Annotated in this window: 15 protein-coding genes; 2 read left to right on the forward strand and 13 right to left on the reverse strand. The window is 63.6% G+C overall.

Features of this window, described 5'->3' with window-relative positions:
• Window positions 1-38: 38 nt before the first annotated feature.
• The 5 genes from V7756_RS15125 to V7756_RS15145 form a co-directional block, all read right to left on the reverse strand.
• Window positions 39-2,204, reverse strand: coding sequence for a TonB-dependent receptor (locus tag V7756_RS15125; RefSeq protein ID WP_335611028.1), 2,166 nt, complete (start codon window positions 2,202-2,204; stop codon window positions 39-41).
• 92 nt (window positions 2,205-2,296) lie between these two features.
• A complete protein-coding gene (locus V7756_RS15130; protein ID WP_335611029.1) occupies window positions 2,297-2,680 on the reverse strand; it encodes a DUF2946 domain-containing protein in 384 nt (127 codons plus the stop codon).
• An 86-nt stretch (window positions 2,681-2,766) separates the two neighbouring features.
• A complete protein-coding gene (locus V7756_RS15135; protein WP_335611030.1) occupies window positions 2,767-3,588 on the reverse strand; it encodes an alpha/beta fold hydrolase in 822 nt (273 codons plus the stop codon).
• Window positions 3,589-3,650: 62 nt separating this feature from the next.
• Window positions 3,651-3,806 (reverse strand): hypothetical protein, encoded by a 156-nt coding sequence (locus tag V7756_RS15140; protein ID WP_335611031.1) that lies wholly within the window; start codon window positions 3,804-3,806, stop codon window positions 3,651-3,653.
• Between the two features lie 222 nt (window positions 3,807-4,028).
• Entirely contained in the window at window positions 4,029-6,212 is a 2,184-nt protein-coding gene (locus V7756_RS15145; RefSeq protein WP_335611032.1) for a heavy metal translocating P-type ATPase, read from the reverse strand.
• A 74-nt stretch (window positions 6,213-6,286) separates the two neighbouring features.
• Here V7756_RS15145 and cadR point away from each other — a divergent pair, with 74 nt between their 5' ends.
• On the forward strand, window positions 6,287-6,733 hold the full coding sequence (gene cadR, locus V7756_RS15150; protein ID WP_335611033.1) for a Cd(II)/Pb(II)-responsive transcriptional regulator: 447 nt from the start codon (window positions 6,287-6,289) through the stop codon (window positions 6,731-6,733).
• A 3-nt stretch (window positions 6,734-6,736) separates the two neighbouring features.
• Here the strand turns inward: cadR and V7756_RS15155 are convergent, their stop codons facing one another.
• Window positions 6,737-7,447, reverse strand: coding sequence for a tellurite resistance TerB family protein (locus V7756_RS15155; protein ID WP_335611034.1), 711 nt, complete (start codon window positions 7,445-7,447; stop codon window positions 6,737-6,739).
• A gap of 164 nt (window positions 7,448-7,611) precedes the next feature.
• Here V7756_RS15155 and V7756_RS15160 point away from each other — a divergent pair, with 164 nt between their 5' ends.
• Window positions 7,612-8,283, forward strand: a complete 672-nt coding sequence (locus V7756_RS15160; RefSeq protein WP_335611035.1) for an NAD-dependent dehydratase — start codon at window positions 7,612-7,614, stop codon at window positions 8,281-8,283.
• Between the two features lie 72 nt (window positions 8,284-8,355).
• On the opposite strand, the gene V7756_RS15165 is transcribed toward V7756_RS15160, so the two are convergent.
• The 7 genes from V7756_RS15165 to V7756_RS15195 all read right to left on the reverse strand — a co-directional run bounded on the left by V7756_RS15165 (window position 8,356) and on the right by V7756_RS15195 (window position 14,329).
• The gene (locus V7756_RS15165; protein WP_335611036.1) at window positions 8,356-8,811 is read right to left on the reverse strand and encodes an excinuclease ATPase subunit; all 456 of its coding nucleotides are present in this window, start codon (window positions 8,809-8,811) and stop codon (window positions 8,356-8,358) included.
• Window positions 8,812-8,872: 61 nt separating this feature from the next.
• A complete protein-coding gene (locus tag V7756_RS15170) occupies window positions 8,873-10,135 on the reverse strand; it encodes a beta-ketoacyl-ACP synthase (protein ID WP_335611037.1) in 1,263 nt (420 codons plus the stop codon).
• A complete protein-coding gene (fabG, locus tag V7756_RS15175) occupies window positions 10,135-10,860 on the reverse strand; it encodes a 3-oxoacyl-ACP reductase FabG (protein WP_335611038.1) in 726 nt (241 codons plus the stop codon). The genes V7756_RS15170 and fabG overlap by 1 nt, the downstream gene beginning before the upstream one ends.
• Window positions 10,857-11,333: a hotdog family protein gene (locus V7756_RS15180; protein WP_335611039.1), complete on the reverse strand. Its 477-nt coding sequence runs from the start codon at window positions 11,331-11,333 to the stop codon at window positions 10,857-10,859. Before V7756_RS15180 ends, fabG begins: the two co-directional genes overlap by 4 nt.
• Complete coding sequence (locus V7756_RS15185) at window positions 11,326-12,519, reverse strand: beta-ketoacyl-ACP synthase (RefSeq protein WP_335611040.1); 1,194 nt, start codon at window positions 12,517-12,519, stop codon at window positions 11,326-11,328. The genes V7756_RS15180 and V7756_RS15185 overlap by 8 nt, the downstream gene beginning before the upstream one ends.
• Window positions 12,504-13,052 carry a DUF3261 domain-containing protein gene (locus V7756_RS15190; protein WP_335611041.1) on the reverse strand — a complete coding sequence of 183 codons (549 nt, stop codon included), beginning with the start codon at window positions 13,050-13,052 and terminating at the stop codon, window positions 12,504-12,506. The genes V7756_RS15185 and V7756_RS15190 overlap by 16 nt, the downstream gene beginning before the upstream one ends.
• The gene (locus V7756_RS15195; RefSeq protein WP_335611042.1) at window positions 13,046-14,329 is read right to left on the reverse strand and encodes an NAD(P)/FAD-dependent oxidoreductase; all 1,284 of its coding nucleotides are present in this window, start codon (window positions 14,327-14,329) and stop codon (window positions 13,046-13,048) included. Before V7756_RS15195 ends, V7756_RS15190 begins: the two co-directional genes overlap by 7 nt.
• Window positions 14,330-14,352 lie beyond the last annotated feature (23 nt).

Consider the following 14,352-nt stretch of genomic DNA (forward strand, 5'->3'; position numbering starts at 1 on the left):
CGGCGAGTGTCTGGCACCCGCCGGCGGCTGTTGACTGGTCAGAAGCGCGTTTGCAGCGCCACTTCAAGGCTGCGCGGTGCGCCAAGGTAAAGCATGGTGGAGCCGGCCTGTCGCGCGTAGATCTCATCGGTCAGGTTGCGTCCGCGCAGGCTCAGTTGGGTATCTTCCGCCAGCTCGTAGCCGACAAAGGCGTCAAAGAGCGTGTAGGACGGCACCGACAGGGTATTGGCAGCATCGGCGTAAACGGAGGCGACGTAGCGCGTGTCCATGCCCAGCTGCCAGCGCGGCGCAACGTCATAGGTCAGCCACAGGTTGGCCACCTTGTCGGGCACGTTGCTGGGGCTGTTACCGGCTCGGGACACGGCCACTCCGGCGACGTTATCGTTGAACTCGTCGTACTCGGCATCTACCCAGGCAAAGTTGCCCTCGGCCAGCAGCTTAGGTGTTACCCAAAGTGAGCCGGCCAGTTCAATCCCGGTAGACGATTGCTGCCCCACCGGCAGAGTTTCACCGGGGTTGTTCGGGTCATTGGTGGCCAGATCCTTGCGCGTGATCTGGTAGAGCGCCACGGTGGCCGAGCCACGCCCAGCAAGAAAGTCGAACTTGCTGCCCACCTCCCATTGCTCGCCGGTGGTCAGGTCAAAATCCTGGATCTGACCAAAGCTCGCCGTGGTCAGCACGCCCGACGGTGGATCTGCTGCCGTGCTGTACTGCACATAGACATTGGCGGCTGGCGTCAACTCGTAGACCAGGCCAATTCGGACGGTGGTGGGCTCGTAGGTCTGACCGAACTCGGCTGGATTGGTGGCCGAGGGCGTCTGGTGGTTGGTCACCTGCAAGTCAATCCGGTCATGCCGCAGGCCGGTGAGTAGCGCCAGTCGGTCGGTCAGTTCGGTACGGTTTTCCAGGTACAGCGCCCAGGTGTTCAGCTGGTTGCTGCGCTGCGGCTCGTGGCCAGGCGTCATGCCCGGGATGTCGTAGAAGTGACCGGGGTCAAAGTTGTCTGGATCCACCACATCAAAGACCGCCGAGACCGAGCGCGGGTACCGGGTCTGCACGTTGTGGCTGTAATCCAGCCCCAGCGACCAGTCGCTCTTGCGGTCGAACAGACGGCTGTTATGCAGCAGCTCGACGCGGTCGCCGTTGACCTCCTGGTCGTGACGCTGCAGCAGCGCCGCCGAGCGGCTGATCTGGCTGTTGTCGGCGGTGTAGGTGTAGCGCTCCAGATTGCGATAATCGCGCTGCGCGTTGTAGTGATAGAAGGTGTTGCGCAGCCGCGTCTGGTCGCTGAGCCAGTATTCGGTGATCGAGCGCAGCCAGCGCACCCGCTGCTCGTAGCGGCCATCTTCCACGTTGTAGTTCTCGAAGCGGCGGCTCTCGTCGACCTTCATCTCGCCGCCAATGGGTTGCAGCACCGGCGTGCCCCAGTAGGGGCTGTCGACCTGCTCGTTCTGGTATTCCAGCGCCAGGGTGTGCGACAGCTGATCACTGAAGTCGGTGCGTAGCGACAGCGCCGAGCTAAAGGCGCTGCGCTCCTCGCGATCGACATAGCCGTTGCTGCCGGTCTGGCTGACGTCGAGGCGCAGGGTATTGCGCACCGGGCCGTCGTTGAGCTGCTGGTTCAGGCCGAAGGCCAGCTCGCGGCTGTCGTAGCTGCCATACTTGATGCGCCCTTCGCTGAACGATTGGTTGGGGTCGGCCAGCTTGCAGATGTAGTTCACCGAGCCGCCGACACCACCCGAGCCGTTGAGAAAGCTCGAGGCGCCGCCAATGGCTTCAACCCGGTCGTAGATCCAGCTGTCGACCGGGCGCGCGGCGATGGCGTCGTATTGCAAGGTGATGCCGTTGAACATCTGCGTCACCTGCGAACTGGTAAAACCGCGCCAGGAGATAAAGCCGGCAGAGCCCGGCGGCGCCGCCGCGGTGACACCGGGGATGCTGGCGAGAATGTCCTGGGTATTTTCCGCACCGCGCGCGCGGATCTGCTCGCGGTTGACCACCGAGACCGAGGCGGGGGTTTGCCGCGGCGTGATATCCAGGCGTGAGCCGGTTTCTGCCGGCCCATCCAGCTGCAGCCCGGTAGTTTCCTGCTGGCTGCCGATGACTTCCAGCGTGGGCAGTTCCAGCGCGTCCTGAGCACCAACATATGACACAGGCGCGCAGAGCAGCAGCGCGCCGGTAGAGCGAAGAAAAATCGATTTCATTAGATAGATCCTGACAAATCCGAGTGCTCACTCTCTGGAGCGCACGGCGCGGAGAGCAAGAGCGGCAATACCGCCAGCAGGCGGTGGACGTGTCAGAACAGCGGCGGTGCCCTGGGGTTGGCCGGTGGCCAGGCATAGCGCGGATACAGGCGCTGCAGTGCTTCGCGCAGCGTTATCGGGCCGTCGCGGCGCAGCGTCAGCAGCCAGGCCAGCGCAAACAGCAGCCCAATGGAGATGCTCACCGAGCCGCAGACCGGGCACTTGAAGGCCAGCATATTGCCGGTGGCGCTGGCGCCATCATCGGCGCTCAAATCAACGCTGCTGCCGTAACCCAGCGAGCAGAACACAATGCCCACGCCGCTTAACTGCATGCCCGCCATCTGCCCATGCAGCAGACCACAGGTCGGCACATTGAACAGGATGCTGAAATACAGCAGCCAGACAAAGAGTGAGCGTTGCGAGCGGGAGAGCGTCATGCGGGCTAGTCTAGCAGCGCGTCAGAGTGCGGGGAACGTCAGGGGCAGCTACCGAATGTCGCAAGCCAGGCGTACACGCTCTGTGCTCAGGCATCCTGGCTGCCGGCCAGATGCGCGTCAATCAGCGGTGCCACCCGGTCAGCTGCCTCTACCACCACCCAGTGGCCCACATCGGCAAAGCGTTGCACGCTTGCTGCGCCAAAACGCTCGGCGTAGCGGGCTGCAATGAAGGGGTCGCGCTGCCCCCAGAGCACCAGGCTGGGATGGGTTGCGGTCACTGCCAGCATGCGGGTTTCCCAGCCGGCAAAATTCGCCGGATCGGTTGCACGATAAAGCCGCAGCACCTGCTGGCGCACCTCGGGGGTGAAATGGCGATAGGCTTCGGCAATCTGCTGTTTGCTGAGTCCGGGGCCGCCGGCACGCAGGGAGGCGCTGAACATCGCCTTGCCCAGGCCGGGAATTCCCATCATCGCCATGGACAGCTCGCCCAGACGCGGCTTGCGCCACACGCGGCCCCAGAAATGCCAGCGGTAATCCTGTTGGAATACGGTATTGGTGATCACCAGGCGACGAACACGTTCGGGATAGGTCGTGGCAAAGGCCAGGCCGTAGACACCGCCAAAATCGTGCAGCAGCAGGTCTACCGGGCGATCGACACTTAATGCATCCAGCAGATGGGCAACCCACTCCGCCATGCCCTGCAAGGTCACTTCGGCATGGTCGGCGCGTGTTTTGCTGGCACCAAAACCGGGGAGGTCGGGAACGATAAGCCGGTAATTGCCGCGCAACTTGGCAATCAGCGGCAGCCACATGACGTGGCTGTCGGGGTTGCCATGCAGCAGCAGCACCGGTTGGCCGGCACCGCGCACATAGACTTCATTGGTTACGCCGTTTGCCTGAACCTTCATAGTCATCCATAACCGGGGGCAACCCCGTTCTCGTGGGGCGCGCTACAGGCGGGTCTATCGCCTCAGAAGCGGCTGAAAATATCACTCACCACGGCCACCGGGGCGTCAAGCATACCCGGCGTGGGCAAAGGAGACTGCGAGGAGGCGTAAAGCGCCGCGCTGCCAAACACCAGCGCGAGCGCCAGCGGGGTGAACCAGGAAGAAACCGACTTGATCATGACTTGCTCTCCTTACATCCAGCCTGAGCGGATGCAGAAATATTATTTTTGTTCGCTGGCAACAGTTTGTTGCATAAATCGCCATACGTCTAGCCACCCAGTGCCAACTAAATGGCAATCCAGGCCAAATGGCTGGGCAAACCGACAGAAAACCAAGCCTCCATGAAAGAGCGACGTGCCCGCGACGGCCGGATTGCGTGCTGGCCTGATTGTCGCGGCAGTTCAGCTCTGGCGCAGCAGCCGCAAGCCGTTAGCGACCACCAACAGGCTGGTACCCATATCGGCAAATACCGCCATCCACAGGGTGGCGGCGCCGAATAGGGTAAGGATGAGAAACAGCGCCTTGATACCCAGCGCCAGCGCGATGTTCTGCCACAGGATGTGCATGCTTTGTCGCGACAGGCGGATGAACCGGGGGATTTTGCGCAGGTCGTCATCCATCAAGGCCACATCCGCGGTTTCAATCGCGCTGTCGCTGCCGGCGGCGCCCATGGCAAAGCCGATATTGGCCTTGGCCAGGGCCGGCGCATCATTGATGCCATCACCCACCATGGCAACCCGGCGGCCTTGCGCCTGCTGCTCCGCGATCGCCGCCAGCTTGTGCTCCGGCAACAACTCGCCACGCGCTTGATCAATACCTACCTGCGCGGCCACGGCGGCAACCGTGGACGCATTGTCGCCACTGAGCATCAGCGTACTTACTCCCAGCGCGTGCAGTTCGGCTATGGCCTCACGGCTGCTGGGCTTGACCTGATCGGCTACTGCCAGAATGGCCAGCGCTTGGCTGTGATTACAGATCACCACCGCGCTTTTGCCCTGCTGTTCCAGCATCTGCAGCTGCCCTTCCAATTCTGCGGAGTGCAAACCCAGCCTCTCGACCAGCCGGCGATTACCCAGATAGTAGAGTTGGCCGTCAAGCTCACCGCTTACGCCCTGGCCCGGCACAGCGGTGAAACCCGTCACCGGCAGCAGGGCGACTCCGGCTCCTTCGGCATGCCGTGCTATGGCTTGCGAAACCGGATGATCGGAGCGTGTTGCCAGGCTGGCGGCGAGCTGCGCAGCCGATCGCGCCGTGGTAACGCCCAGGGCTATGCAATCGGTCTGTTGCGGGTGACCCAGGGTCAGGGTGCCGGTCTTGTCCAATGCCAGCACATTCAGCTTGCCGCCCTGCTCCAGATAAACGCCGCCCTTGATCAGAATCCCCATGCGCGCCGCCGCGGCCAAACCACTGACAATGGTTACCGGCGTCGAAATCACCAAAGCGCAGGGGCAAGCGACCACCAGCAGTACCAGCGCACGATAAATCCAGTCGTACCAGGCCGCGCCCATGAAAAGGGGCGGTATCACTGCAACTAGTAGCGCCAGCAGCATTACCGCCGGGGTATAGACTGCGGCAAACCGATCAACAAAGCGCTGGATGGGTGCGCGCTCAGCCTGCGCCTGTTCAACCGCGTGAATGATGCGCGCCAGCGTGGATTGGGCGGCTGCGGCCGTGACCCGGTACTCCAGCTCGCCGGTGAGGTTGATGGTGCCCGCATAGAGCGCATCGCCAGGCGCCTTATCCACCGGCATGCTCTCGCCGGTAATCGGCGCTTGATTGAGCGCTGACAAGCCGCTGCATACCTCGCCATCCATGGCGATACGCTCGCCCGGCGCCGCCCTTACCAGGGCGCCCAGTGCCACATCGTCCACGGCCAGCAGTTGCCAACTGCCATCGGCCTGCTGCACGCGCGCCTGCTCAGGGCTCAATGCCATCAGTTTGCCTATGGCGTCGCGCGCGCGATTCAGTGAGCGCGTCTCGATCAGCTCGGCAATGGCAAAGAGCACCATCACCATGGCTGCCTCCGGCCACTGTCCGATAAGCACCGCGCCGGTCACGGCGAGGCTCATCAAGGCGTTGATATTGGGACTGAGATTGCGCAACGCGATCCAGCCCTTGCGATAGGTACTGATACCGGTCAGGGCAATGGCAGCCAGCGCCAGCAAAGCAACCAGCCACTCGGGCGCCAGCGCGGTAAAATGCAGCACCTCTGCGGTCAGCGCCAGCAGGCCGCCCAGTGCCAGCGGCCACCAGGGCTTGGCTGCTGGCGCGGCCGGCTGCGCCTGCGGCGTGATCAGCGCCGGACTGAAGCCAAGCTCGCGCAGCGTTTGCATAATGGCTTCACGCTGCCCCGGCGCATGCTGGAGTGTCAGCTGACGTTGCAACAGATCGAATTGCAGCGCGCCTATATTTGGCTGTCCTTCGAGCTTGCCGCGGATAATGCGTTCCTCGACCGGGCAACACATCTGTTCAATACGAATGCGGCTAAGCTCTGCGCCCTGCAAAGGAGTACTGGCCGGCGCCGCAGGCCTGGCCCCGCAACATCCCTTGGCGGCACAACAAGAGGACGTATTTTCATTGGCCATGCTGGACTCTCCGGGTAACTGTGAGGCACAGTAAAAACCCTGAAGTCGCTATAGGGTCAAGCGGGAGGTCGAAAATGAAAATTGGCAAGCTGGCCGAACTGACCGGCACGGCGGTGGAAACGGTGCGCTACTACGAAAAGGAAGGGCTGCTTCCGGAACCCAGCCGCAGCCAGGGTAACTACCGGCAATACCATGAGCGGCACCTGGAACAGTTGGTTTTCATCCGCAACTGCCGCGCGTTGGACATGACCCTGAATGAAATTCGCGAGCTACTGACCCTGCGTGAGCAACCGCTGGCCAGCTGTGGCGAGGTCAATGGCCTGATCGACGAACACATCGAACACGTCAGCAGCCGCCTGCAGAGCCTGACCCAATTGCGCGAGCAATTGGTCGAGCTGCGTCACCGCTGCCGCAGCGCCAGTGATGTGGATCACTGCGGCATTCTCCAGCAGCTGGAAATCAGTGGCGCAGTGCAACCCAGCGAGCAGGACTCCCACGTCGGGCGCAGCCACGGCCACTAGGCATCACTGCGCCGCTCGCACCTCTTTTTCCAGCTCGGCCTTGAGCGCCGGATCCAGTTTGAGCTGGCTGGCCAGCTCCTGCAGGTAGCTGCGCTCCATGAAATTTTCCTCGTCCACGATCAGCACACTGGCCAGGTACATCTCGGCCGCCATTTCGGGTGTGCTGGCCGCGCTCGCCACTTCGCCGGGATCCAGCGGCTTGTTCAGCTCGCGATCGAACCACTGCTGCATGGCCGCATCGGGGGTGAGCTTGGCGATCTCGGCATCGATCAGTTGGCGCTCGCGATCATCCACATGGCCGTCGGCCTTGGCTGCACCAATGACAGCGCGCAGAATCGCGTGGCTGTGCAGCTCGGCCTGCGGCGCCGGCAGGCGATCCACGGTCTGCGGCTGACCTTGTGGGGCGGCCTGATTATTCTTTTGCCAGGTGCTGTAGGCCTTGTAGGCAACAACGCCCAGCGCGGCCAAACCGCCATAGGTGATGGCCTTGCCGCCAAACTTGCGCGCCTTCTTGTTGCCCAGCAACATGCCTATGGCCCCCGCCGCCAGCGCGCCGCCGCCAGCGCCGGACAGCAAGCTGCCGAGCTGGCTGCTGCCACCGCCACTCTGCTGGCTGGCCTGTCCACGCCCACCGTTGCCGGTGGCGGCATTGTTGCCTTGCAGCATGCCGCTACCCGCCTTCAACAATTGATCCAGCAATCCGCCTGTGTTCATTCCGCTCTCCTGATGATAGCCATGCTGCGCTCTTTGACCTGATGCTACCGCCAACACTTCCCTGGGGAGCCAGCAAGTTGTTGCGGCATTTTTCCAGGCAACCTGCGCAATAGTAGGCACACTAGGCTTAACTGAAACTGACATTCATAAGCAGGGAGATGGCCATGCTGGACCGCAAGGGGAAAACGCTGCTGGTATTCGGCGGCAGCGGGATGGTGGGCATGGACATTCTGCGCCAGGCGCTGGCCGATCCGGCCGTCGCCAGGGTGGTAGCGCCAACCCGGCGCCCCTTGCCGGTGGCGGTCAGTCACTACGCGCATTTGCAGAACCCGCAAATAGATTTTGCGGCATTGCCCCAGGAGGCCGACTGGTGGCAAGCGGATGCAGCGCTATGCGCGCTGGGCACCACATTGAAACAGGCCGGCTCCAAGGCCGCCTTTCGTCAGGTGGACCGGGACTACGTAGGCACCGCCGCGCGGCTGGCGCTGCAAGCCGGGACCCGTACCTTTGTGCTCAACTCTTCGGTGGGTGCCAATCCGCGCTCGGGTTCCTTCTATCTTCGCGTGAAAGGGGAAGTGGAGCAGGATCTGATGGCCATGGATTTCCGTTCACTGACGCTGATCCGGCCATCGCTGCTGGATGCCGGCCCGCGCCCGGACGACCGGCCGGGCGAGGTGTTTGGACTGCTACTGTCCCGCAGCCTCAAGCCGATCATTCCCAAACGCTATCGCGCGATAAAGACCAGCGATGTGGCGGCAGCCATGTTGCAGGCTGCGCTGATGGCGCCCGTCGGGCAGCAGGTGATTGAATCCAGCGCCATCGCACGCCAGCGCTAAGCGCGGCCTGGCGTGGCGCGCGGGGCAGGCCCGAGCGCAAGACAGCCCTCAGCGCAGCAACGCCCCAGGCAATCAGGGCGCCAAAGTTACCACGTCGCCACGCAGCGCTACACCGGCAATAACGCCCCCAGCGTGGCACTCATACTCGGTACGGGAGATCATCGGATTGGCCTTGTAGTAGCTCTCAAGGTTGACCACCGCGTTGCCGCCTTCACTGCGCACCCGGTCCTGGAAACTCAGCAGCGCCGACAATAGAGCCCAGCGGCAGGCCTCCTCGTCGCTCTTGCCAAAGGCATTGGTTTTCTTGTTGCTGGTGTAGTTGCCATGCCGCTCACCAATGCGCTTGCCATTGGGCAGGCCGCCGAAGCTGAAGGTGATACTGGAGTCCAGGCGCTGCTGGAAGTCGGCGGAGTTCATCGCCTCTTCTATCGACAGCATCAACTTGGTGTCACGTGCCTGCGCGTTGCCGGCGGTCAGCAGGCCCAGGGTGAGCGCCAGTGCGGTAGTGGTGAGCATTCCTTTTTTCATCATCAATCCTATTGGTCAGTGGTTGCTTAAGTGGTTGCTGGCGTGGCCCCGTGCAGCGGGTTCAGTCGACCCAGCGGCGAAAGATCAGCGAGGTATTGATGCCACCGAAAGCGAAGTTGTTGCTCATGACGTAATCGCATTGCAGTGTCCGTCCCTCGCCACAAATATAATCCAGAGGTGCGCAATCGGTATCAGGGTTGTCCAGATTGGCGGTGGCATGGAACCAGCCCGCGCGCATCATCTCGATCGCCACCCAGGCTTCCAGAGCGCCACAGGCCCCCAGAGTATGGCCGGTGAAACTCTTGAAGGCGCTGATCGGCGTATTGCCACCAAAGACCGCATGGGTGGCGGCACTCTCGGCCACGTCGCCACGATCAGTAGCGGTGCCATGCGCGCTGATGTAGCCAATCTGCTCGGGCTGCAGGCCGGCATCGCTCAGCCCACCGCGGATCGCGCGCTCCATCATCTCGGCATCCGGCTGCGTCACATGCCGGCCATCGCTGTTGGTGCCAAAGCCCATGACCTCGGCATAGATGGTAGCGCCGCGCTCCAGCGCGTGTTGCAGGTCTTCAAGAATCAGCGCGCCCGCGCCCTCGCCCACCACCAGCCCATCGCGCGCGGCATCGAATGGCCTTGGCGAGGTATGGGGGGCGTCGTTGCGCGTACTGGTAGCAAACAGCGTATCGAACACCGCCGCTTCCGAGGCGGACAACTCTTCACAACCGCCGGCAATCATTGCCTTCTGGCGCCCAAAGCGGATCGCCTCGTAGGCATAGCCAATACCCTGGCTGCCCGAGGTGCAGGCGCTGGAAGTGGTGTGAATACGTCCGCGCACGCCCAGAAACACGCCGATATTGACCGCAGCGGTGTGCGCCATCATGCGAATGTAGGAGTTGGCGTTGAGGCCGTCGGTCGATTTGTTGATCAGCATGTTGCCGAAATCGGCCACCGCATCCGGTTCGCCGGCGGAAGCGCCGTAGGCGATACCCATGTCGCCGCTGCCCACCAACGGATCACCCAGCAGGCCAGCATCGGCCAGCGCCAGCTCACTGGCGCGCGTGGCCATGCGCGCGCCACGGCCCATGCTGCGCATGGCGCGGCGGGTGTATTGCGCGGGTAGTTCGAAGGGTGCCACCGGACCACCGAGGCGGGTATTCAGCCCTTCGTATTCGGCCCAGTCGTCCATATGGCGGATGCCGGTTTGCAGGGCGCGCAAGTTGGCCTCGATGCTCGGCCAGTCGTTGCCGATCGGCGAAAACCCCGCCATGCCGGTAATTACCACGCGGCGCCCCAACCCATCGGCGCGTATCGCCTTGCCATCCATCAGCACATACCTCCATTGACCGACAGCACCTGCCGAGTAATGTAACCGGCATCGGCCGAGCAAAGAAAACTCACTGCCGCGGCTACCTCTTCGACAGTACCGGTGCGCTGCATGGGAATGGCCTTCATCGCCTCGTGGATGATCTGCTCATCCAGCATTTCGGTTTCGACCAGACCCGGCGCCACACAGTTGACCGTGATCTTGCGCTTGGCCAGCTCCACTGCCAGGGCTTTAACCGCGCCGATCAGGCCCGCCTTGCTGGCACTGTAGTTGACCTGCCCGCGATTGCCCATGACCCCCGACACCGATGACATCACCACGATGCGCCCGGCCTTGCGACGGCGGATCATTGGCATCATCACCGGCTTGAGCACGTTATAGAAGCCATCCAGATTGGTATGAATGACCCTGTCCCAGTCGTCGTCGGTGAGGGCCGGGAAGGCACCATCGGCGGTCACGCCGGCATTGCACACCACACCGTAATAGGCGCCGTGTTGCTCCACATCCGCCTCCAGTGCCAGCGCAGCGGCGCTGCGGTCTGCCACGTCAAAGCACAGCACACGGGCATGGCGACCCAGGGCGCGGATCTGTTCGGCGACCTCTTCGGCTGCCTCACGCTGGCTGCGGCAGTGCAGCACTATGTCAAAGCCGTCGCGCGCCAGCCGCAGGGCGACGGCGCGGCCAATGCCACGACTGGAGCCGGTAATCAGGATGCTGTCGGTCATGGCATTTCTCCATTGCTCAGCGCCGCCAGCGCATCGGCCGAGGCGGGCTGGTAAACATTCAGGGTACCGCTGGCCAGCAATTCGCCTTGCGCGTCCAGCAATTGGCCTCGGAAGGCGCCGAGACCATTGTCGGCACGAAAATCGAGGAAGACTTCCACCCGCACCGGCTGGCCCAAAGCAAAGTGCGCAACGCGCGCTTCATAGCGCCGTGCGCCCAGCAGAAAACCCACTGCCGGGGACGCGCCTGCTGCCACCGCCTGCACGCCTGACCAGGCCGCTACTGCCTGCGCCATCCATTCGATGCCGACCCAACCGGGTATGCCACCATCGCTGGCAAAAAGATCATCGGCTTGCGGGCAGACCTCGGCGTACAGGTGGTCGGTGTTGTATTCCAGCAGGGTATCGAGCAGGCACATGCCTTGAGCATGCGGCACATAGGGGGCGATGTCACATGGGGCAGGTAGCTCAGTCATCGCAGCGCTCCAGCAGCAGCGCGGCGTTGTTGCCGCCAAAGGCAAAGGAATTGCTCAACGCGTGGCGCAGGGGCGCAGCGCCGCCGGCAGATAGTTGGATAGGCGCCAGGCTTGAATCTGACTCGCCATCATTGACCTGCGGCGGCAGGCAGCCCTCACGCAGCGCCAACCAGCAGAACGCCGCCTCCAGCGCACCGCAGGCGCCCAGGGTATGTCCGGTCAGTGCCTTGGTGGAGCTGCAGGGGACGCGCTCGCCGAACAGCTGATGGATGGCCTGGGCTTCCATGCTGTCGTTCTGCGCAGTGGCGGTACCGTGCAGATTGACGTAATCCACCGCTCCGGCACTCACCCCGGCCATGGCCAGCGCCGCCTGCATCGCCGCCTGCGCGCCGCTGCCATCGGCCAGCGGCGCGGAGATATGGTGCGCGTCGCTGCTCTCGCCGTAGCCGGCCAACTGGATGCCGCCGGGCTCTGGCGTGAGCAGAAACAGCGCCGCCGCTTCACCGATGTTGATCCCGCGGCGATTGGGCGAAAACGGCAAACAGGGCTGATCGCTCACCGCTTCCAGCGCGGCGAAGCCGTTTACCGTCAGCGCGCAGAGGCTATCGGCGCCGCCGGCAATCACCGCATCGCATAGCCCCAGCGCCAGCAGGCGACGGCCACTGGCCAGTGCCCGCGCACTGGAACTGCAGGCCGTAGACAGGGTGTATGCCGGGCCATCCAGCCCCAGATGCGCAGCGACAAAAGCCGAGGGCGAGCCGATCTCCTGCCGCTGGTAGACGAACTCGGCGGGCCACTCGCCGGTGCGCTGAAAATGCGCCACCGCCGGCTCGCTCTCGGCAATACCGGAGGTGCTGGTGCCCAGCACTACACCAATGCGCGCCTGCGGTTGGCGCGCGCGCAGGGTCTGAAGCGCTGGCTGCAGTTGCTGCAAGGCGGCGGCCAGCAGCTGATTGTTGCGCGAGCGATGCTCGGCGGGCCAGTGCTGCATGTCGGGCAGCTCACGGCTCACCCGACCCAGGGGCAGCGGGCGGCCGGGCGTAAACTCATCGGTCATCTGCAGGCTACGCTCGCCGCTGAACAGGCGCTGCGCGACTTCGGCCAGATTGTCGCCCAGCGAGCACAACAGCGCCGGGCTGGACAGGCGGCAGGGCTGGGTGGTGAGCGCGGTCAAAAACTCGGGCATGGCGTGGTGTTCCGCGCGGCCTCGGCCACGGTGATAGTGAGCTGGTAGCCGGCGTCGAGGTCATCAATCTGGCGGCAATGGCCGTCTATTTTAACCTTGGCAATCAGCTGCTTGCGATAGTAAATCGCACGCGCTTGCGGGCTGCCGCGCAGCGTCCAGCGGCTACCTGCGAAGCCCTGCTGCAGAGCCTCCGCCGGCCACAGTGACCAGGCCAGGCGGCTGCCCAGCCAGTCTGCATCGAAAGGGGGCTGCCATACCGAGGAGTGCATTTGTGCGCCATTGGCATCGCGCTGCCAGCTGAGCAGACGCTGCCCCTGCGGGCTGAGCAGCACCAGCCGCAGGCTGTCGGCATCGCGGCGCAGTACGCCGATCATCACATGCGCTTCACCCTGGTGCACAAAGCGCAGTTGCAAGGTTTGCGCAGGGGCCTGCGGCAGCGCAGCCAGCGCCGGCGGCGGCGCAGGGCCGCGCGGCAACAGCGCACAACCACTCAGCAGCAGCGCCAGCAGCAATGCTCCCAACCTGCTCAACATGGGTGACGCGCCAGATCAAAGCGACTGTCGGTGCTGCTCTGCGCCAGGGCGTTCAGACGTCGGCGGCTGGCTGCCACCAGCGGATTCTGGTTGTCCCAGGCGTAACCGGCCAGCACCGCGCTGATCATGCTCCGTATGCGTGCGGGTTGGCGCTGATTGAAGATGATGCGCGGCAGGCGACCGTCATACCAGGCCTGCACAAATTCCCGGAAGGTATCGACACCGGCGCGCAGCGGTTGCTCGAACTCGCTTTGCCAATCCACCGTTTCGCCGACCAGTTGGCGTTGCACCAGGGGCGCCGCCAGCCAGCCCGAGTGCAGGGCTATGGTCACGCCGGAAGAAAACACCGGATCGAGAAACTCTCCGGCGTTGCCCAGCAGCGCAAAGCCCGGCCCGTGCAATCGGGTCACAGCGGCGGAGTAGCCTTCCAACCGGCCGGTATCGCGCACCTGCACCGCGTTTTTCAGCAGTTCGGCATAACGTGGCTCCTGGCGCAGCATGGCCCAAAGCCGCTCGGCATCATCCAGCCCGGCCTGCTCCAGGGTGGCGCGGTCGCCCACCACCCCGACCGAGGCACGGCCGTCGCTGAAAGGGATCAGCCAGTACCAGACGCCGGTCAGTTGCGGGTGGATGCCGATCAGGATCTTGTTGCGATCGTAATCAGCGGTGTCGATACGGTCTTCCACATGCATGAACAGGGCGCAGCGCGACTCCAGCACCGAGTCGCAGGCCAGCCCGGTAAGCCGCGCCAGCACCCGGCCATAGCCGCTGGCATCCAGCACAAAGCGCGCCTCCAGCTGCTGCTTCTGCCCTTCGGCGGTGATCAGGCAGAGGCGCGGTTTGCGCGCATCGGGCGCAAAATCGGTTACCTTGCAGCCGAACAGCACCTCGGCGCCCAGCGCCTGCGCGCCCTCAATCAGCCGCTGATCAAAGTCCGCGCGCGGCACCTGCCAGGTGGTGCCCGGGCCGGGGCTGAACTTCTCGGTAAACAGAATCGCGGCGGACTCATCGCGCCAGCAGAAGGCGGCGCCATCCTTGTACTGAAAACCGCCTGCCTCGGCTGCCGCCAGCAACCCGCAATCATGCAGATACTGCATGCACTGCGGCAACAGGCTCTCGCCTATCGAAAAACGCGGAAACTGGCTCTGTTCCAACACCCGCACGCGCAAACCCGCGCGCGCCAGCCACGCAGCTGCAGCGGCGCCCGCCGGGCCGGCGCCGATAATGGCAACATCTACCTGCTCTATCCCGGAAACCATCGCAGCGCTGCTGTCCATTTGCACTCCCTGGCAAGACTCTG

It is taken from the genome of Halopseudomonas sp. (genome assembly GCF_036961105.1).
Taxonomy (GTDB): domain Bacteria; phylum Pseudomonadota; class Gammaproteobacteria; order Pseudomonadales; family Pseudomonadaceae; genus Halopseudomonas.